18 protein-coding genes are annotated in these 17994 nt (G+C 74.0%); 9 read left to right on the forward strand and 9 right to left on the reverse strand.

Annotation, left to right across the window (positions count from 1 at the left end; translation table 11 throughout):
* Positions 1–23: 23 nt before the first annotated feature.
* Positions 24–1997, forward strand: a complete 1974-nt coding sequence (locus FHX36_RS20290) for a DUF349 domain-containing protein (RefSeq protein WP_183514279.1) — start codon at positions 24–26, stop codon at positions 1995–1997.
* 54 nt (positions 1998–2051) lie between these two features.
* On the opposite strand, the gene FHX36_RS20295 is transcribed toward FHX36_RS20290, so the two are convergent.
* Both FHX36_RS20295 and miaB read right to left on the reverse strand, forming a co-directional pair.
* Positions 2052–2399 carry a hypothetical protein gene (locus tag FHX36_RS20295; RefSeq protein WP_110551561.1) on the reverse strand — a complete coding sequence of 116 codons (348 nt, stop codon included), beginning with the start codon at positions 2397–2399 and terminating at the stop codon, positions 2052–2054.
* A gap of 11 nt (positions 2400–2410) precedes the next feature.
* On the reverse strand, positions 2411–3871 hold the full coding sequence (gene miaB / locus FHX36_RS20300) for a tRNA (N6-isopentenyl adenosine(37)-C2)-methylthiotransferase MiaB (protein WP_110551573.1): 1461 nt from the start codon (positions 3869–3871) through the stop codon (positions 2411–2413).
* Positions 3872–4031: 160 nt separating this feature from the next.
* Between miaB and FHX36_RS20305 the strand changes: the two genes are divergently transcribed.
* The 5 genes from FHX36_RS20305 (at position 4032) to FHX36_RS20325 (ending at position 8014) form a co-directional block, all read left to right on the forward strand.
* Positions 4032–4775 (forward strand): amino acid ABC transporter ATP-binding protein, encoded by a 744-nt coding sequence (locus tag FHX36_RS20305; protein WP_110551562.1) that lies wholly within the window; start codon positions 4032–4034, stop codon positions 4773–4775.
* 29 nt (positions 4776–4804) lie between these two features.
* Entirely contained in the window at positions 4805–5692 is an 888-nt protein-coding gene (locus FHX36_RS20310; protein WP_110551563.1) for a glutamate ABC transporter substrate-binding protein, read from the forward strand.
* A 111-nt stretch (positions 5693–5803) separates the two neighbouring features.
* Complete coding sequence (locus tag FHX36_RS20315; RefSeq protein ID WP_110551564.1) at positions 5804–6454, forward strand: amino acid ABC transporter permease; 651 nt, start codon at positions 5804–5806, stop codon at positions 6452–6454.
* Positions 6451–7359, forward strand: a complete 909-nt coding sequence (locus tag FHX36_RS20320; protein WP_110551565.1) for an amino acid ABC transporter permease — start codon at positions 6451–6453, stop codon at positions 7357–7359. The genes FHX36_RS20315 and FHX36_RS20320 overlap by 4 nt, the downstream gene beginning before the upstream one ends.
* Positions 7360–7603: 244 nt before the next feature.
* The gene (locus tag FHX36_RS20325; protein ID WP_110551566.1) at positions 7604–8014 is read left to right on the forward strand and encodes a hypothetical protein; all 411 of its coding nucleotides are present in this window, start codon (positions 7604–7606) and stop codon (positions 8012–8014) included.
* A 244-nt stretch (positions 8015–8258) separates the two neighbouring features.
* On the opposite strand, the gene FHX36_RS20330 is transcribed toward FHX36_RS20325, so the two are convergent.
* The 3 genes from FHX36_RS20330 to FHX36_RS20340 all read right to left on the reverse strand — a co-directional run bounded on the left by FHX36_RS20330 (position 8259) and on the right by FHX36_RS20340 (position 10814).
* On the reverse strand, positions 8259–9188 hold the full coding sequence (locus tag FHX36_RS20330) for a regulatory protein RecX (RefSeq protein WP_258372641.1): 930 nt from the start codon (positions 9186–9188) through the stop codon (positions 8259–8261).
* 8 nt (positions 9189–9196) lie between these two features.
* Positions 9197–10231, reverse strand: a complete 1035-nt coding sequence (recA, locus tag FHX36_RS20335) for a recombinase RecA (protein WP_110551575.1) — start codon at positions 10229–10231, stop codon at positions 9197–9199.
* Between the two features lie 172 nt (positions 10232–10403).
* Complete coding sequence (locus tag FHX36_RS20340; RefSeq protein ID WP_110551567.1) at positions 10404–10814, reverse strand: winged helix-turn-helix transcriptional regulator; 411 nt, start codon at positions 10812–10814, stop codon at positions 10404–10406.
* Between the two features lie 109 nt (positions 10815–10923).
* On the opposite strand from FHX36_RS20340, the gene FHX36_RS20345 reads away from it, so the two are divergent.
* On the forward strand, positions 10924–11793 hold the full coding sequence (locus tag FHX36_RS20345) for an SDR family oxidoreductase (RefSeq protein WP_110551568.1): 870 nt from the start codon (positions 10924–10926) through the stop codon (positions 11791–11793).
* A 24-nt stretch (positions 11794–11817) separates the two neighbouring features.
* On the opposite strand, the gene FHX36_RS20350 is transcribed toward FHX36_RS20345, so the two are convergent.
* Positions 11818–12012 carry a DUF3046 domain-containing protein gene (locus tag FHX36_RS20350; protein ID WP_110551576.1) on the reverse strand — a complete coding sequence of 65 codons (195 nt, stop codon included), beginning with the start codon at positions 12010–12012 and terminating at the stop codon, positions 11818–11820.
* Positions 12013–12056: 44 nt separating this feature from the next.
* Positions 12057–13340 carry an MFS transporter gene (locus FHX36_RS20355; RefSeq protein ID WP_110551569.1) on the reverse strand — a complete coding sequence of 428 codons (1284 nt, stop codon included), beginning with the start codon at positions 13338–13340 and terminating at the stop codon, positions 12057–12059.
* 61 nt (positions 13341–13401) lie between these two features.
* On the opposite strand from FHX36_RS20355, the gene FHX36_RS20360 reads away from it, so the two are divergent.
* Positions 13402–14556: a glycoside hydrolase family 3 N-terminal domain-containing protein gene (locus tag FHX36_RS20360; RefSeq protein WP_110551570.1), complete on the forward strand. Its 1155-nt coding sequence runs from the start codon at positions 13402–13404 to the stop codon at positions 14554–14556.
* On the opposite strand, the gene FHX36_RS20365 is transcribed toward FHX36_RS20360, so the two are convergent.
* On the reverse strand, positions 14553–15698 hold the full coding sequence (locus FHX36_RS20365) for an acyl-CoA dehydrogenase family protein (RefSeq protein WP_110551571.1): 1146 nt from the start codon (positions 15696–15698) through the stop codon (positions 14553–14555). The genes FHX36_RS20360 and FHX36_RS20365 overlap by 4 nt on opposite strands.
* A gap of 62 nt (positions 15699–15760) precedes the next feature.
* Here FHX36_RS20365 and FHX36_RS20370 point away from each other — a divergent pair, with 62 nt between their 5' ends.
* The gene (locus tag FHX36_RS20370) at positions 15761–17701 is read left to right on the forward strand and encodes a S9 family peptidase (protein ID WP_258372642.1); all 1941 of its coding nucleotides are present in this window, start codon (positions 15761–15763) and stop codon (positions 17699–17701) included.
* 13 nt (positions 17702–17714) lie between these two features.
* On the opposite strand, the gene FHX36_RS20375 is transcribed toward FHX36_RS20370, so the two are convergent.
* Positions 17715–17939 (reverse strand): KTSC domain-containing protein, encoded by a 225-nt coding sequence (locus FHX36_RS20375; RefSeq protein ID WP_110551572.1) that lies wholly within the window; start codon positions 17937–17939, stop codon positions 17715–17717.
* Positions 17940–17994 lie beyond the last annotated feature (55 nt).

Below are 17994 nucleotides of genomic sequence, written 5' to 3' on the forward strand. Positions count from 1 at the left end.
ATGGCGCGTGGGAGACTGCTGGCGTGTCGAGCACGGAGAACACCGGAGACCGGACGCAGCAGGCCGCCACCACCCCCGAGGAGGACCAGCCGCAGGGGGTGACCAGCGGTGCTCCGACGGCGGAGGGCGGGGACGCGACGACGTCGGACGCCACCGCGGGAACGGGGTCGGCGCCGCCAGCCACGCCCCAGGAGGCCGCCGCGCTGGCGGCCGCCGCGGCGTCGGGCGACTTCTCCGGCCTGACGTCCGGCGACGCCACGACCGCGGCGGCGGCGGCATCCGGCGACGTGCCGACCGAGGACGCACCGACGCCTCCCGACGCGACCGGCGACACCACCACCGACACCACCACCGAGGCCACCACCGAGGCCGCGCCGAGCGAGGTCGTCACCGACCCGACCACGGACGCGGCGACCGTCGTCGACACCGGGGTGCTGGCCGCCGAGTCGGCCACCGCCCCGACCACCGAGACCACCCCCGAGGCCACCCCCGAGGCCACCCTCGAGGCGGCTCCCGAGGCCACGCCGAGCGAGGTCGTCACCGACCCGACCACGGACGCGGCGACCGTCGTCGACACCGGGGTGCTGGCCGCCGAGTCGGCCACCGCCCCGGCGCAGGACGACCCGACGCCCGCGGCGCTGACCGACACGGTCCCCGAGTCCGTCGGCGAGCTCACCGCGGTCCCGACCCCGCGCCCCCGCCCGTCGAAGCCGCGCAAGGCCCCGGCAGCTCCGGCCGTCCCGGCCGACCCGCAGCCGGGCGCGACCGACGCCGTCCCGGTCGTGCCGGCCTCCGACCCCACCGCCTGGGGCCGGGTCGACGACGAGGGCACCGTCTACGTCCGCACCGCCGCCGGCGAGCGCCCGGTCGGGTCGTGGCAGGCCGGCGAGCCCGCCGAGGGGCTGGCCCACTACGGTCGCCGCTTCGACGACCTCGCCACCGAGGTCGCGCTGCTCGAGGCACGGCTGGCCGCGCACACCGGCAACCCGGGCGAGATCAAGACCAAGGCCGAGGAGCTCGCCGAGCAGATCCTCACCGCGTCGGCGGTCGGCGACCTCGACCACCTGGCGCTGCGCGCCCGCGCGATGGTCAGCATGGCCGAGACCGCGGTCGCCGCGAACCGGGCGGAGAAGGCCAAGGCCCGGGCCGCGCAGGTCGCCCGCAAGGAGGCGCTCGCCGCCGAGGCCGAGCAGATCGCCGCCGACTCCACGCAGTGGAAGGCCGCCGGCGACCGGCTCAAGGCGATCGTCGAGGAGTGGAAGACGATCAAGGGCATCGACCGAAAGACCGACGAGGCGCTCTGGCAGCGCTTCGCCGCCGCCCGGGACGCCTTCGGCCGCCGTCGCGGCGCGCACTTCGCCGAGCTGGACAAGCAGCGCTCGGAGGCCCGCGCGGCCAAGAGCGAGCTGATCGCCGAGGCCGAGCGGCTGTCCTCCTCCACGGAGTGGGGCCCGACCAGTGCCGCGATGCGGACGCTGATGGACCGCTGGAAGGCCGTGCCGCGGGTCGGCCGAGACACCGACGACGACCTGTGGAAGAAGTTCCGCGCCGCGCAGGACGTCTTCTTCGCCGCCCGCACCGCCTCCGACCAGGCGCGCAGCAGCGACGAGCTGGCCAACCAGAAGGCCAAGGAGGAGCTGCTGGCCGAGGCCGAGAAGCTCGACCCGGCCAACAAGGGCCACCAGGGCCAGCTGCGCAAGCTCCAGGAGCGCTACGACGCCATCGGGCACGTGCCCCGCGGCGCCATGCGCGACCTGGAGGACCGGATGCGCGCCGTCGAGGAGAAGTTCCGCGGCGCCGCCGAGTCCTCCCGCCCGCGGGTGCAGGCGGAGAACCCGCTGCTCACCTCCATGCGGGCCGCGGTGACCAAGGCCGAGGAGCAGCTGGCCAAGGCCCAGGCCGCCGGCAACGCCAAGCGGATCAGTGAGGCCGAGGCCAACCTGGCCACCCGCAAGGAGTGGCTGGCCGAGGCGGAGAAGTCCTCCTCCCGCCGCTGAGCTGACCGACGAGGGCCCCGACCGCTGCGGTCGGGGCCCTCGTCGTCCGGTGGGTCAGCGCAGCACCCGGTCCGCCGGTGGCATCGGCAGCGGTTCGTCACCGAACCCGTACACCTCCAGGCCGGTCAGCCGGCCGCCCGCCACGAACAGCAGCAGCCCGCCGACGACCCGGCCGTCCTGGTCGACCACGGTCGCCTCCACCGGGTCGCGTTCCGCCGTTGCGGCCAGCGGCGCGACTGGGTCCACGGCCAGGTCGATCGTCCCGCAGCCGCAGGAGCAGCCGCGAGTGGCCAGCACCGTGCTCGCCTGCACCCGCAGCGTCGCGACGTCCGGGACGTCGTCAGCGAGCAGGGCGTCCAGGACGGCGCGCTCGTCGCGGGTCAGCGGCCGGCCGACGCTCATCGCGCGCCGGGTCAGGCGCAGGCGGGGGCGGGCGCCAGCGGCGCGGGGACGCCGATCTGCGGCATGCCCAGCGAGACGCCCGGGGTGGTCGGCCGGGTGCCGGCCTCGGCGGCGTCGCCGGCCCGGGTCCGCCGGTGGGAGACCAGCTCGCCGTCGGCGACCAGGAAGTGCGGCTTCGCCGCCGTCACGATCGTCTCGACCACGTCGCCGGCCCGGACGCCGTCCGCCGCGGTGAAGTGCACCAGCCGGCCGTCGCGGGCCCGGCCGGAGAGCCGCCCGCGGGCGGCGTCCTTGCTGCCCTCCCCCGCCGCGACGAGCAGCTCGACCCGGTGGCCGACCAGCGCGGTGTTCTCCGCCCAGCTGATCTCGTCCTGCAGCGCGGTCAGCCGCAGGTACCGCTCCTGCACGACCTCCTTGGGCAGCTGGCCGTCCATCTCGGCGGCCGGCGTGCCGGGGCGCTTGGAGTACTGGAAGGTGAAGGCGCTGGAGAACCGGGCCTGCCGGACGACGTCGAGGGTGTCCTCGAAGTCCGCCTCGGTCTCGCCGGGGAAGCCCACGATGATGTCCGTGGTGATCGCGGCGTCGGGCATCGCGGCCCGGACCCGGTCGATGATCCCCAGGTAGCGGTCCCGGCGGTACCCGCGCCGCATCCGGCGCAGCACGTCGTCCGACCCCGACTGCAGCGGCATGTGCAGCTGGTGGCAGACCGCCGGGGTCTCGGCCATCGCGTCGATGACGTCGTCGGTGAACTCCCGCGGGTGCGGGCTGGTGAACCGGATGCGCTCCAGGCCGTCGATGCGGCCCGCGGCGCGCAGCAGGTCGGCGAAGGCGCCGCGCTCGCGGAACTCGACGCCGTAGGCGTTCACGTTCTGCCCGAGCAGGGTCACCTCGAGCACGCCCTGGTCGACCAGCGCCTGCACCTCGGCCAGGATCTCGCCGGGGCGGCGGTCCTTCTCCTTGCCGCGCAGCGCCGGGACGATGCAGAACGTGCAGGTGTTGTTGCACCCGACGCTGATGGAGACCCAGCCGGAGTGCGCGGAGTCTCGCTTGGCCGGCAGCGTGGAGGGGAAGACCTCCAGCGACTCGACGATCTCCACCTGGGCCTCGGCGTTGTGCCGCGCCCGCTCCAGCAGCACCGGCAGCGAGCCGACGTTGTGGGTGCCGAAGACGACGTCGACCCACGGCGCGCGCTTCACGATCTCGCCGCGGTCCTTCTGCGCCAGGCAGCCACCGACCGCGATCTGCATGCCGGGGTGGGCGTCCTTGACCGGGCGCAGGTGACCCAGGTTGCCGTAGAGCCGGTTGTCGGCGTTCTCCCGGACGGCGCAGGTGTTGAGCACGACGACGTCGGCGTCGGTGCCCTCGGGGGCGGCCGTGTAGCCGGCGGACTCCAGCAGCCCGGAGAGGCGCTCGGAGTCGTGGACGTTCATCTGGCAGCCGTACGTGCGCACGAGGTAGGTCTTGCCGTTCACCACCGCATCGTACGGACCCGACCGACGACGCCGGACCGGTCGCCCACCGCGAGGTGATCGTGACCCGATCGACACGCGCACCAGGAACCCACAGCGTCGTTACAGCTTCGTGATCGCAGAGTGATCGGTCGGTGCGGTACGCCCTCTAGGGTCACCCGCTGTGACCGGAGAGCCTCTCGTCCGCCTCAGCGGCGTCAACAAGTGGTTCGGCGAACTGCACGTGCTGCAGGACATCGACCTGTCGATCGACCGCGGGGAGGTGGTCGTCGTCATCGGGCCCTCGGGGTCGGGCAAGTCCACGCTGTGCCGCACGATCAACCGCCTGGAGTCCATCGAGCAGGGCGAGATCACCATCGACGGCCAGCGCCTGCCCGACGAGGGGAAGGAGCTCGCCCGGCTGCGCAGCGACGTCGGCATGGTGTTCCAGAGCTTCAACCTCTTCGCGCACAAGACCGTGCTGGAGAACGTGATGCTCGGGCCGATCAAGGTGCGCAAGCAGTCGCGGGCGGACGCCGAGAAGCGCGCCCGCGAGCTGCTGGAGCGGGTCGGGGTCAGCGCCCAGGCCGACAAGGTGCCCGCGCAGCTCTCCGGCGGTCAGCAGCAGCGCGTGGCGATCGCCCGGGCGCTCGCCATGGACCCCAAGGTGATGCTCTTCGACGAGCCCACCTCGGCGCTGGACCCCGAGATGATCAACGAGGTCCTCGACGTGATGACCACGCTGGCCCGTGAGGGCATGACGATGGTCGTGGTCACGCACGAGATGGGCTTCGCCCGCCGGGCCGCCAACCGGGTCGTCTTCATGGACGGCGGCCGGATCGTCGAGTCCGCCGAGCCCGAGACCTTCTTCACCGACCCGAGCTCGGACCGGGCCAAGGACTTCCTCTCCAAGATCTTGAACCACTGACCCACCGCACACCCACGAGAGGACCCCTCATGCGCATCACCCGATACGCCGCCGCCCTCGCGGCCGCCGGCGTCGTGCTGGCCGGCTGCTCCAGCGACGCCGGCGAGACGGCCGAGGAGGCCGACACCACCGCCGCGGTCGAGACCGACGTCGAGTTCGAGCCGGGCAGCACGATGGCCGCCATCGTCGAGGCCGGCGAGCTGCGCGTCGGCACCAAGATCGACCAGCCCGGCTTCGGCCTGGCCAACACCGCCGGTGACCCCGAGGGCTTCGACGTGGAGATGGCCAAGCTGGTCGCCGCCAAGATGGGGCTGACCGAGGACCAGATCACCTTCACCGAGACGGTGTCGGCGAACCGCGAGCCCTTCCTGCAGAACGGCCAGGTCGACATGGTGGTGGCCACGTACACCATCAACGACAAGCGCAAGGAGGTCATCGACTTCGCCGGGCCGTACTACGAGGCCGGGCAGGACATCATGGTCGCCGCCGGCAACCCCGAGGACATCCAGGGGCCGGACGACCTGGCCGGCAAGACCGTCTGCTCGGTCGAGGGCTCGACGCCCGCGGAGAACATCCGCACCAACTACCCCGAGGCCAGCCTGGTCCTCTACGACGTGTACTCCAAGTGCGCCGACGACCTGCGCAACGGCAACGTCCAGGCGGTGACCACCGACAACGTGATCCTCACCGGTCTGGTCGCCGGCTCGCCCGAGGAGCTCGAGCTGGTGGGCAACCCGTTCACCGAGGAGCCCTACGGCATCGGCGTCCCCAAGGGCCAGGACGACTTCCGCGACTTCATCAACGACGTCCTCGAGGAGTCGTTCGAGGACGGCAGCTGGGCCGAGGCCTGGGACCGCACGGCCGGTGCCATCACCGGCACCGAGGCCCCCGAGCCGCCGGCGGTCGACCGCTACTGACCCGCACGTCTCCCCCGCCGGCGCCCGTCCCCGGGCGCCGGCGGGTGGCGTGAGCTGACCCCGGCACCACTCCCGGCCCCACCCCGACCCGACCTCACGAGAGGAGGCCCGATGTCGTTCCTGGCCGACAACTTCGACCTGCTGCGCGACGCCTTCCTGACCACGCTCAGCCTGGCCGTCGTCAGCGGCATCGTCGCGCTGGTGCTCGGCACCGTGCTCGCCGCGATGCGGGTGAGCCCCATCCCGGCCCTGCGCGCGCTGGCCACCTTCTACGTCGAGACCTTCCGCAACACCCCGCTGACGGTGGTCTTCTTCTTCCTGGCGTTCGGGATCGTCTACATCGACCTGCAGTTCCCGACCCGGTTCCTCACCGCCGTCGCCGCCCTGTCGCTGTACACCGCCGCCTTCGTCTGCGAGGCGGTGCGCTCGGGCATCAACGCCGTCCCGTCGGGGCAGGCGGAGGCGGCCCGGGCACTGGGCCTGGACTTCCGGCAGTCGCTGTCGACGGTGGTCCTCCCCCAGGCCTTCCGCACCGTCGTCCCGCCGCTGGGCAACGTGTGGATCGCGCTGGCGAAGAACACCTCGATCGCCGCAGGGTTCGCCGTCACCGACCTGACCGCCGTGCTGCAGCGCCTGGCGAACGCCAACGCCGACCAGCTGGCCATGGTCTTCGCCGCCGTGGTGCTGGCCTACCTGGTGATCACGCTGTCCTCGGCGTGGGTCATCGGCATCCTCGAGCGACGTCTGGCGATAACCCGATGACCGGGCCCCGGGTCCTCTTCGACCTCCCCGGCCCCCGCGCCCGCCGCCGCCAGCGGATCGGGAGCGCACTGGGCATCGTCCTGGTGCTGCTGCTGGTCGGCCTGGCCCTGTGGCGGCTGGGCGCCAACGGGCAGCTCGAGGGCGAGCGGTGGGCGATCCTCTTCGACCCCGCCACCAACGTCCCCCAGCGGCTGCTCGAGGCGCTGGTGAACACCCTCCAGGTCGCCGCCGTCGGCATGGTGGCAGCGACCGTGCTGGGGGCGCTGCTGGCCGTCGGCCGGCTCTCCGAGCACGCCTGGCTGCGCATCCCGGTCGTCGCGGTCGTGGAGTTCTTCCGCGCCGTGCCGCTGCTGGTGCTGATCCTGTTCTGCTTCCTCTTCCTGCCCCAGGTCGGTCTCTCGCTCAGCGCGTTCGGTGCGCTGGCGCTCGGGCTGACGCTCTACAACATGGCCGTGCTCGCCGAGATCATCCGGGCCGGCATCCTGTCGGTCGACCGGGGGCAGAGCGAGTCGGCCTACGCGCTGGGCATGCGCAAGTGGCAGGTCATGAGCTTCGTGCTCGTGCCGCAGGCCGTGCGCCGGATGCTGCCGGTGCTGGTGGCCCAGCTGGTCGTGCTGCTCAAGGACAGCTCGCTGGGCTTCATCGTCGGCTACATGGAGCTGCTGCGGACCTCCCGGAGCCTGGTGGAGACGCTGAACTTCAGCTTCGGGCCGCGGTACACCTTCCAGCTCTACGTCGCGGCCGGGCTGATCTACATCCTGGTCAACGTGCTGCTGTCCCAGCTGGCGAAGTACATCGAGCGTCGGACCAGCCAGAACGCCAAGACGGCGGGCACCCACGGAGTGGCGGTGGCGGCCGACATCCCGCTCGCCACCGGTGAGGCCGTCGGCCAGGCCCGGGTCTGACCGGTCCCGCACGACGAGGCCCCGGCGTCCGACGGACGCCGGGGCCTCGCTGCGTCCGGACCCGTACGCGCGGCCATCGTGACGCGGCTCACCGCCGCCGCGCGTGACGGGTGAGGTCCACCCTGTCCCGGTCGTCACACCCGGCTCAGCGTCACCGGTCGGCGAGCGGACTGCCCGAGTCCACCCTCGGGCTTGGCACATTGCGCCGGTGACCAGACCGGGCGTCCCTGCCGAGAGTGGAGGCGTGACCTCGACTGCCGCCGCGCCGCGCCACATGCACCTGGACCTCGACGACGACAACGACCTGGAGACGACGACCCAGATCTTCGTCGGCAAGCTGCGGGCCAGCGCCCGCCGCTTCGCCACCGCCGCCGGCGCCGACTCGGCGATCGTGCGGGAGGCCGTGCCGCCGGCCCGCCACCGCCGCGCCCGCTGTCGCGTGGTGCTGCTGTACCCGAACGGCCAGGAGGCCGACGTGACCTTCCTCGGCCCGGCCAGCTCGATCGCCGGCAAGGAGATCACCATGTCGCAGTTCGACACGGCCATCGAGCTGTGGCTGGGCGCCGGCCAGGAGCGCAGCCGCCGCTGGCTCACCCCGGACGAGGAGGCCGCCGGGGGCGTGGCCATCGACGTCACCGCCTGGCTCAACCGCTGAGCCCTCGCGAGGCCGCCCCACCCTGCTGACGCCGAGGTCACCGACCGCCGGCACACCGGCGGCACACCGGCACCGAGCACGACCGGCACCGAGCTCGACCAGCAGCCCGCACCCCGGACGGCCGTGCCGCCGCCCCGACGGGGCGGCGGCGCAGTCACCCCTGAACGCGGTCAGCCGATGCGACGACCGTCGCATCGGCTGATCTGCTCTCCGGGGGCTGGTGGGTGCCCACCCCGGCGCGGGGCTAGGGCAGGTCGTCGACCCAGACGTGCGGCGGGGCCTGCCGCCCGCCGCCGATCGGCCGTGCCCGACCCTCGCCCACCTCGACGGCCACCCCGGCGTCGTCGACCTCGTCGGCAGCGGCCGCGGTGGACCGGGCGGCTGCACGGGCCGCGGAACGCGCGGCGGTCCACACCGGTGCGTCCTCGGGCGGGCCGGCGTCGAGCGTCGCGTCGTCGGCCTCGTCGGCGGCGTCCTCGGCGTGGGCGAGGCCGTCGAGGGCCTCCCGGACGACGTAGCCGGCCAGCCCACCGCCGTAGCCCTTGCGGGCGAGCATGCCCATCAGGCGGCGCTCGGCGGTGACCCGGTCCAGCCGCTGCATCGACGGCATCTTGCGCTCGATCAGCCGCCGGGCGGAGTCCCACTCGTCCTGCGGGTCGACCTCGGCCACGGCGGCCGCGGCCACCTCGCCGTCGACGCCCTTGGCCCGCAGCTCGGACGCGAGCGCCCGGCGGGCCAGCCCGCGCCCGGACTGCCGGGTGGAGACCCAGGCGGCGGCGAACGCGGCGTCGTCGATCAGGCCGACCTCGGTGAACCGGTCGAGCACGGCGTTCGCCGCCTCGTCCGGCACGTCCTTCTTGGCCAGCAGCTCGGCCAGCTGCTTGCGGGTCTTGGCCGTCCCGGTGAGCGCGCGCAGGCAGATGCCCTTGGCGACGGTCTCCGGGTCCTCCATCTCCTCGGCCGGGGCGTCGGCGTCGGCCGACCGGGAGCTCCACTGCGGACCACTCGCCCGACCACCGCGACGGCGGCCCCCGCCGTCGCCCAGCCCGCCGGCGCCACCGCGCTGGGCGCCCCCGCGACCGCGGCGACCGGACCGACGACCTGTGTCGTCGGCCGGCGCCGCGTCCTCGCCGGAGCCCCCGCCCGGACCGCCGTCGAACAGCGTGTCGGACACCGGGTCGATCAGAAGTCGGCCGGCTCGGCAGCCGGCTGCTCGGCCTTGGCGACGCCGATGCCGAGCTTCTCCTTGATCTTCTTCTCGATCTCGTCGGCCAGGTCGGGGTTGTCCCGCAGGAAGTTGCGGGCGTTCTCCTTGCCCTGGCCGAGCTGGTCGCCGTCGTAGGTGTACCAAGCGCCGGACTTCCGGACGAAGCCCTGCTCCACACCGATGTCGATGAGGCCGCCCTCGCGGCTGAACCCGGTGCCCCAGATGAGGTCGAGCTCGGCCTGCTTGAACGGCGCGGCCACCTTGTTCTTCACGACCTTGATCCGCACCCGGCTGCCGACCGCGTCGGTGCCCTGCTTGAGGGTCTCGATGCGGCGCACGTCGAGCCGGACCGACGAGTAGAACTTCAGCGCCCGGCCACCGGTGGTCACCTCGGGCGAGCCGTAGACGACGCCGACCTTCTCGCGCAGCTGGTTGATGAAGATGCAGGTCGTGCCGGAGTTGCTCAGCGCACCGGTGATCTTGCGGAGCGCCTGGCTCATCAGCCGGGCCTGCAGACCGACGTGGCTGTCACCCATCTCGCCCTCGATCTCGGCGCGGGGCACCAGGGCGGCCACCGAGTCGATGACGATCAGGTCGAGGGCGCCGGAGCGGATCAGCATGTCCGCGATCTCCAGCGCCTGCTCACCGGTGTCGGGCTGGCTGATCAGCAGGGCGTCGGTGTCGACGCCGATCGCCCGGGCGTAGTCGGGGTCGAGCGCGTGCTCGGCGTCGACGAAGGCCACGATGCCGCCGGCGGCCTGGGCGTTGGCCACCGCGTGCAGGGCGACCGTCGTCTTGCCCGAGGCCTCGGGGCCGTAGACCTCCACGACCCGGCCGCGCGGCAGGCCGCCGACACCGAGGGCGATGTCGAGGGCGATGGAGCCGGTGGGGATGACCTTCATCGCGACCTCGGGCGAGTCGCCCAGGCGCATGACGGAGCCCTTGCCGAACTGCTTGTCGATCTGGGCGAGGGCCATGTCGAGGGCCTTGTCGCGGTCGAGCGTTGCCATGGTGGCCACCTTCGGATGTCGCTGTAGCGGGTCGTCGCCGACGCTAGGGCGGGGGTCTGACACTTTCGCCGGACCGGGCCCGTCTGTGGACGGACACCGGGCCTGTGGACACGGTATGCCGAACACCTGTTCGATTCCGGCGACACGCCGTGGCCGTCCCGGCCACGCCCGCTCAGCGGGCCGGAGCGGTCCCGCCGGCCGGGGAGCGCGCCTCGTCGGCCGCCGACCGGGCGGCGCGGACGCCGGGCATCCGGTCCTCGACGAAGCCGATCAGGGCCAGCAGGTGCGGCACCAGCTCGGCACCGGCCCCGGTGAGCCGGTACTCGACGTGCGGGGGGATCGAGGACCGCACCTCGCGGTGCACCCAGCCGTCCCGCTCGAGGGTCTGCAGGCTCTGCGCCAGCATCTTCTCGCTGACGCCCTCGATGCGGCGGCGCAGCTCGCCGAACCGGCGCGGGCTCTCGGCCAGCGCCGACAGCGCGAGCAGCGACCACTTGCCGGTGACGTGCTCCAGCGCCTCGCGGGAGGTGCAGGCGCGGCTGAAGACGTCGGCCACGAGCTCCTCGACCGTCTGCTCCGCCACCGGGCACCCTCCTCGTCAGCACTCTGTCGGGTACGAGTGTACGTTCCATTCGACTGGTACTTACCAATCGTTAGTGCCATACGGACAGAGAGCACTCGGAGGAGTCACCATGATCGCCGTCACCGGAGCCACCGGCCACCTCGGCCACCTCGTCGTCACCGGCCTGCTGGAGGCCGGCGTGCCGGCCGCCGAGGTCGTCGCGATCGTCCGCAGCCCCGCCAAGGCGGCCGACCTCGCCGAGCGGGGCGTGCAGGTGCGCCAGGCCGACTACTCCGACGAGGCGGCGCTGGTCACCGCCCTGCAGGGCGTCGACCGGCTGCTGCTGGTCTCCGGCAGCGAGGTGGGCCAGCGCGTCGCCCAGCACGGCAACGTGCTGCAGGCGGCGAAGACCGCCGGTGTCGAGCTGGTCGTCTACACCAGCGCGCCGAAGGCCGATGACACCCCGCTGCCGCTGGCCCCCGAGCACATCGCCACCGAGCGGCTGATCGCCGACTTCGGCATCCCGGCCGTCGTGCTGCGCAACAACTGGTACCTGGAGAACTACGACCAGCCGATCCGCCAGGCCGCCGAGACCGGCGAGCTCACCGGCAGCTCGGGCGAGGGCCGCATCGCCGCCGCCACCCGCGCCGACTTCGCCGCCGCCGCCGTCGCGGTGCTGACCGCCGAGCAGCCGCCGGTGGGCGTGCACGAGCTCGGCGGCGACCAGGCCTTCAGCTTCGCCGAGCTGGCCGCCGCGGTGTCGGCCGAGGCCGGCCGGGAGGTCACCTACCGCGCCCTCACCGCGGAGGAGCACCTGAGCAGCCTGCTGGCCGCCGGCCTGCCCGAGGGGACGGCGCAGTTCGTCGTCGGGCTCGACCAGTCGATCGCCCAGGGTGCCCTCGACACCGGGAGCACGGCCCTGTCGCAGCTCACCGGCCGGCCCACCACGACGCTGGCCGAGCACGTCCGCGCGGTGCTCGGCGCGGGTACCGCCGCCTGACCCGGGCGTCCCGCCGGAGGACGCTCAGCGCTCCTTCGGCGGGACGTCGTACTCCTTGCAGATCTCCAGCCACACGGTGCGCACCGCGACGCCGGCCTCGATGGCCTCGGCCGCGGTCCGGCCGCCCAGCGAGCCGAAGACGTGGTCGCGGACGACGGTCTGCGACCGGACCGCGCCGAACTGACGCTCCATCCGGGACCAGAACTCCTGCAGCCGCACGCCGACGACCGTACCCACCCGCCGCGGGTGACCGGCCCGGCGGATCAGCCGCGCAGCCCGGCCGGCGCCCGCCGGGCACCGGCCCAGACCAGCCCCAGCGGGACGACGAACACCGCGGAGACCACGGCCACCAGGCCGAACCCGCCGAAGGCGAGCAGCGGCCCGCCCACCGCTCCGGCGACCGCCGCGCCCAGCCCCATCAGCAGGTCGGTCGCCCCCTGGGCCGTGGGCCGCAGCGACGCCGGCACCGACTCGGTCACCAGGGTCGAGCCGGCCACCAGACCGCAGGACCAGCCCAGCCCGAGCAGGAACAGCCCGGTGCCGAGCTGCAGGGCCGCGCCGGCCGGTGCCGTGCCGGCGACCACGCTGGCCAGCAGGAGCAGCACGCCGCCCAGCGCGACGGTCGTGCCGCGCCCGGCCCGGTCGGCCAGCCACCCCACCACCGGGGAGAACAGGTACATCCCCGCGACGTGCACGCTGATCACCAGGCCGATCACCCGCAGGGTCGTCCCGTCGGCCGAGCCGTGCCCGCCGCCCATGTGCACCGGCGTCATGACCATCAGCCCGACCATCACCGCGTGCGAGACGACGACGGCGGTGATCCCCAGCCGGCCCCCGGGTGAGGCCCACACCGCCCGCAGCGCCGCGCCGGCCCCGGTGCGCGGCGGCGGGCCGGCCGGCCCGGAGCCCACGGCCAGGCGGCGGGCGAGCCGCAGCGGGTCGGGGCGGAGCAGCAGCAGCACCCCGAGGACGACGACGGCGAACGCGGCGATCGACAGCACGAACGCCCCGCCCAGCTCCGGCAGGCCCAGCGCGCTGCCCAGCGCCCCGCCCGGCTCGGCGAGGTTGGGCCCCAGCACCGAGCCGATCGTCGTCGCCCACACCACCAGCGACAGCGCCCGGCCGCGGTGCTCCGGCTCGGCCAGGTCGGCCGCCGCGTACCGCGCCTGCAGCCCGCTGCTGGTCGAGGCGCCGAACAGGAAGAGCCCGGCCAGCAGCAGCGGGAGCGAGGAGAGCGCGGCGGCCCCCACGACGATCCCCGCGCCGAGCACCGCGACCCCGTAGCCCAGCGACAGGCCGGCCCGCCGCCCCCACCGGTCGCTGGCCCGGGCCAGCGGGACGGCGACCAGCGCGGCACCCAGCACGCTCGCGGTCTGCCCCAGGCCGGCGGCGGCGTCGCTGCCGGCCACCTCGCGGGCCAGCAGCCCGCCCACGGTGATCCCGACCGTGACGCCCAGCCCGCCGAGGGCCACCGCCGCGGACAGCACCACCAGGGTGCGACGCTGGACGGCCGCCAGGTCGGGCGCCGTCGGCGCGGGTCCGGTCACCGGGCGAGTCTGCCCGACCCGGCTGCCCCGTGGGCCCGCCCGGACGGGTAGACAGGGCGGGATGAGCAGGACGGCGGGACGACGGAGCGCGCTGGCGGCCACCGTGCTGCTGGCGCTGGCCGGCTGCGACGCCGTGGGCGCCGACTCGCGGACGCTGCCCACGACGACGGCGCCGCGCACCCCGGCGTTCCCCAGTTGCGCGGAGCAGACGCTGGCGCGGCTCGACCTCGGCCAGCAGGTCGGCCAGCTGCTGATGATCGGCGTGCCGGTGCAGGACCCGGTCGCCGGCTACGCCGCGCTGTCCGACGTCCCGGTCGGTGGCCTGTTCCTGTACGGGCGCAGCTCGGCGAGCGTCGAGGAGGTCACCGCCCAGGTGGCCCAGCTGCAGGCGGCGGCGCCGCTGCCGCTGGAGGTCGCCGTCGACCAGGAGGGCGGGGCGGTGCAGACCCTGCGCGGGCCGGGCTTCGGCAGCGTCCCGAGCGCGCTGGAGCAGGCCCGGCTGCCGCTGCCCGAGCTGGCCGCGGCGACCAGCGAGTGGGCCGGCTGGCTCCGCACCGCCGGGATCACCATGGACCTCGGACCCGTGGCCGACACGGTGCCCGCCGGCAGGGAGGCGGACAACCCGCCGATCGGGGCGTTCGACCGGCAGTACGGCAGCGACCCGGAGCAGGTCGCGGCGGCCGTCGGCACGGTCGTGACGGCGATGCAGGACGTCGGTGTCGCCGCCACGGTCAAGCACTTCCCGGGGCTGGGCCGGGTCGAGGTGAACACCGACACCGACGTCGGCGCGACCGATCCCGAGACGAGCGCCGACGACCCGTACCTCGCGCCGTTCGCCGCCGCGGTCGACCAGCGGGTCGCAGCAGTGATGGTCAGCTCGGCCACCTACCCGCAGCTCGACCCCGACCGGCTCGCGCTCTTCTCCCCCGCGGTCATCGGCCTGCTGCGCGACCAGCTGGGCTTCGACGGGGTGGTGATCAGCGACGACGTCGGGCCGGCCGTCGCCCTGTCGGGCACGCCGGTCGGCGAGCGGGCCGTCGACGCCGTGGCCGCCGGGGTCGACGTCGTGCTGGACAAGGACGCCACGCACGCCGCACCGATGGCCCAGGCGCTCGCCGACCGCGCGGGCGCCGACCCCGCCTTCGCCGACCGGGTGCGGGAGTCGGCCGGCCGGGTGCTGGCGCTCAAGGAGCGGTTCGGGCTGCTGACCTGCTAGAGGCCCATCGAGCGGCCGACGATCTCCTTCATGATCTCGTTGGTGCCGCCGTAGATGGACTGCACCCGCGAGTCGCGCCAGGCCTTGGAGACCCGGTACTCGCTCATGTAGCCGTAGCCGCCGTGCAGCTGCAGGCACCGGTCGGCGACCTTGTGCTGCAGGTCCGTCGTCCACCACTTCGCCATCGCCGCGTCGGTGGCGGTGAGCTCGCCGGAGTCCAGCTGCCGGACGCACTCGTCGACGAACGTGCGGGCGATGGTGACCTCGGTCTGCAGCTCGGCGAGCACGAAGCGCGAGTGCTGGAACGACCCGACCGGCCGGCCGAACGCCGTCCGGCCGGTGACGTACTCGACGGTGAGCGCGAGCACGGTCTCGGCGCTGGCGACCGCGGAGACGGCGATGTGCAGCCGCTCCTGGGGCAGGTTCTGCATCAGGTGGGCGAAGCCGGCGTCGCGGGTGCCGAGCAGGTTGGCACCGGGCACCCGGACGTCGTCGAAGAACAGCTCGGCGGTGTCCTGGGCCTTGAGCCCGACCTTGTCCAGGTTGCGGCCGCGGGTGAACCCCGGCATGCCGCGCTCGACGACGAGCAGGGTCAGCCCGCGGGACGCCGGGACGTCGGGTGACGTGCGGGCCACCACGACGACCAGGTCGGCGTTGATCCCGTTGGTGATGAAGGTCTTCGACCCGTTGAGCACCCAGTCCTCGCCGTCCGGGCGGGCGGTGGTCGCGATGCCCTGCAGGTCGCTGCCGGCCGCGGGCTCGGTCATCGCGATCGCGGTGATCAGCTCGCCGGAGCAGAACCGCGGCAGCCAGCGCTGCTGCTGCTCCTCGGTGGCCAGGTCGCGCAGGTAGGGGCCGACGACGTCGTTGTGCAGCCCGAAGCCGACCCCGCTGGCGCCGATCCGGGTCAGCTCCTCGCTGAGCACGCACGACCAGCGGAAGTCGCGCACCCCGCCGCCGCCGTACCGCTCGGCCATCTCGATCCCGAGGAGGCCCTGCGCGCCGGCCGCGGTCCACAGCTCGCGCGGCACGATGCCGTCGGTCTCCCACTGGTCGTGGAAGGGGGCCACGTGCTCCTCGAGGAAGGCCCGGACGCTCTTCCGGAAGTCCTCGTGCTCGACCTCGTACAGGGAGTGCCGCATGCTCCGCAGTGTGGCCCATGCCACCCCGGCGGCGGCGGACGGCGTGCTGCCAGGATCGTCCGGTGACGACGGACCGGCAGCCCGTGCTCCCCGACGACCTCGACCGGTTCGCCGACGTCGGCGAGGTCGTGCTGTCCCGGGACGGCGCGCGGGTCGCCGCGGCCGTGTCCCGGCCCGACGTCAGGACGAACCGCTACCACCGCGATGTCGTGACCGGTCCGGTGGACGGCGACGCACCGCTCGCACCCCTGGACCCGGGGGGCTCGGTGCGGCTGCCGCGCTGGTCGCCCGCCGACGACCGGCTCGCCGTCGTGGTCGACGGGCCGGCCGGCTGCGAGGTGCGCGTGGTGGCCCCGGACGGGTCTATGACCACCGTCGTCGCCGGCTGGCCGGACCCCGTCGAGGAGCTGGCCTGGTCCCCCGACGGGCGACGCCTGCTCTTCGTCGCCCGGGAGCCGCTCGACCGCGGGTGGTACGAGCTCCCCGAGGACCGCCGCCCGCCGCGGCGGCTGACCACGCTGGGGTACCGCGAGGACGGCATCGGCTGGACGGTGGACCGGCCGCGGCAGGCCCACCTCGTCGACGCCGACGGGACGGCGGCGCCCGCGCGGCTGTCCACCGGCGGGTTCGACGACGCCGAGTTCGCCTGGCACCCCGACGGGCGGTCGGTGTACTTCGTCGGCAAGCGGCACCCCGGCGCCGACCGCAGCATCGCCAACGACGTCTTCGTCCAGCCGTTGGACGGGGAGCCGCGCCGGCTCACCCGCAGCGACCTCCTGCACAGCTCGCCGGTCCCGTCACCGGACGGTTCGCTGGTGGCGCTGACCGTCACCGACGTCGCCGGGTTCCCCGCGGCGCAGCACCTGGCGGTGCTCGACCCGGCCACCGGCACGCTGACGGACCTGGCGGCCGGGTTCGACCGCGACTGCGCCGGCGGCTCGATCGGGTGGACCGACGAGGGAGGCGTCGCGGTGGTCGTCGAGGACGCCGGCGCGATCGCGGTGCACCGGTTCTCCACCACCGAGCCGGGCGCGCACCAGGTGCTGGTCGGCGGGCAGCGCCGGGTCACCGCGTTCGACGTCCGTGGCGGGCGGACCGCCGTCGTCACCTCCGGGCCGGTGGACCCGCCCGCGGTGAGCGTCATCGGGGCGGACGGCGCCGAGCGGGTCCGGCACGCGCCGTCGGCGGCGACCCGGCGCTCGCTCGTCGCCCCCCGGTACGAGGCGGTGCCGGTCGCGCCCGGCGTGACGGTCGACTCCTGGCTCGTCCGGCCCGACCGACCCGGCCCCCTCCCCGTGGTGGTGTGGCTGCAGGGCGGCGGCACCCAGTACGGCTGGCAGTTCTCCCACGAGCTGCAGGTGCTGGTCTCCGCCGGGTACGCCGTCCTCTACCTGAACCCCCGCGGCTCAGCGGGCTACGGGACGGCGTGGATGCGCACGGTCTCCGGCCCCCGTGCCGCCGTGCCCGGCAGCGGGTGGGGCGTCACCGACGTGGCCGACGTGGTGGCCGTCGTCCGCGCCACCCTGGACTCCTCCCCCGACCTCGACCCGGCCCGGGTCGGCGTCATGGGCGGCTCCTACGGCGGCCTGCTGACCGCGCACCTGCTCGCGCAGACCGACCTGTTCCGGGCCGGGTGGGCCGAGCGCGGCCCGTACGACCTGTACAGCGACGCCGGGACCAAGGACGAGGCGCCGTGGTTCTTCGAGGCCTACCTGGGTGCCTCGCACCTGGACGACGCCGCCTCCTACTGGCAGGCCTCACCGATCCGGCTGGTCCGGGACATCACCGCGCCGCTGGCGATCGTGCACTCGGAGGAGGACCGGCGCTGCTCGATCGGGCAGGCCGAGGAGCTGTTCATGGCGCTGAAGCTGCTCGACCGCGAGGTGGAGCTCATCCGGTTCCCCGGCGAGGGCCACGAGCTCACCCGCAGCGGCAGCCCGGTGCACCGCCTGCAGCGGCTGGAGATCCTGCTGGAGTGGTTCGGCCGCTGGCTCCGGCCCTGACCCGTCGGACGGGTCAGCCCCAGCGGCGGCCGACGGCCCGGTACTCGTAGGCCGGCTTGATCTCGGCGTTGAAGAAGCGGCCCTTGCTCTCGGCCCGGAGCAGCGACAGCACGCGCTCCGGCGGCACCTCGAGGAAGTGGTAGACGCGACCGTCCCGGAAGACGATCTCCATCACCCGCTGCTCCTCGTCGTAGCCGACCGTGGCGATGTTCGAGGACTGGACCTGGGTGCGCAGCATCGGATCCCCCTGCCGGACGACGCCCGAATGACACCAGTGTCATTCGCTTCGGGCG

Origin of the sequence: Modestobacter versicolor (assembly GCF_014195485.1) — a bacterium.
Classification (GTDB): Bacteria; Actinomycetota; Actinomycetes; order Mycobacteriales; family Geodermatophilaceae; genus Modestobacter; species Modestobacter versicolor.

Bases quoted from the DNA above. Each gene is read 5' to 3' on its own strand.
- FHX36_RS20295 (WP_110551561.1), bottom strand. From the start codon at position 2,399: ATGAGCGTCGGCCGGCCGCTGACCCGCGACGAGCGCGCCGTCCTGGAC.
- FHX36_RS20320 (WP_110551565.1), top strand. From the start codon at position 6,451: ATGACCGGGCCCCGGGTCCTCTTCGACCTCCCCGGCCCCCGCGCCCGC.
- FHX36_RS20345 (WP_110551568.1), top strand. From the start codon at position 10,924: ATGATCGCCGTCACCGGAGCCACCGGCCACCTCGGCCACCTCGTCGTC.
- FHX36_RS20315 (WP_110551564.1), top strand. From the start codon at position 5,804: ATGTCGTTCCTGGCCGACAACTTCGACCTGCTGCGCGACGCCTTCCTG.
- FHX36_RS20375 (WP_110551572.1), bottom strand. From the start codon at position 17,939: ATGCTGCGCACCCAGGTCCAGTCCTCGAACATCGCCACGGTCGGCTAC.
- FHX36_RS20365 (WP_110551571.1), bottom strand. From the start codon at position 15,698: ATGCGGCACTCCCTGTACGAGGTCGAGCACGAGGACTTCCGGAAGAGC.
- recA (WP_110551575.1), bottom strand. From the start codon at position 10,231: ATGGCAACGCTCGACCGCGACAAGGCCCTCGACATGGCCCTCGCCCAG.
- FHX36_RS20360 (WP_110551570.1), top strand. From the start codon at position 13,402: ATGAGCAGGACGGCGGGACGACGGAGCGCGCTGGCGGCCACCGTGCTG.
- FHX36_RS20310 (WP_110551563.1), top strand. From the start codon at position 4,805: ATGCGCATCACCCGATACGCCGCCGCCCTCGCGGCCGCCGGCGTCGTG.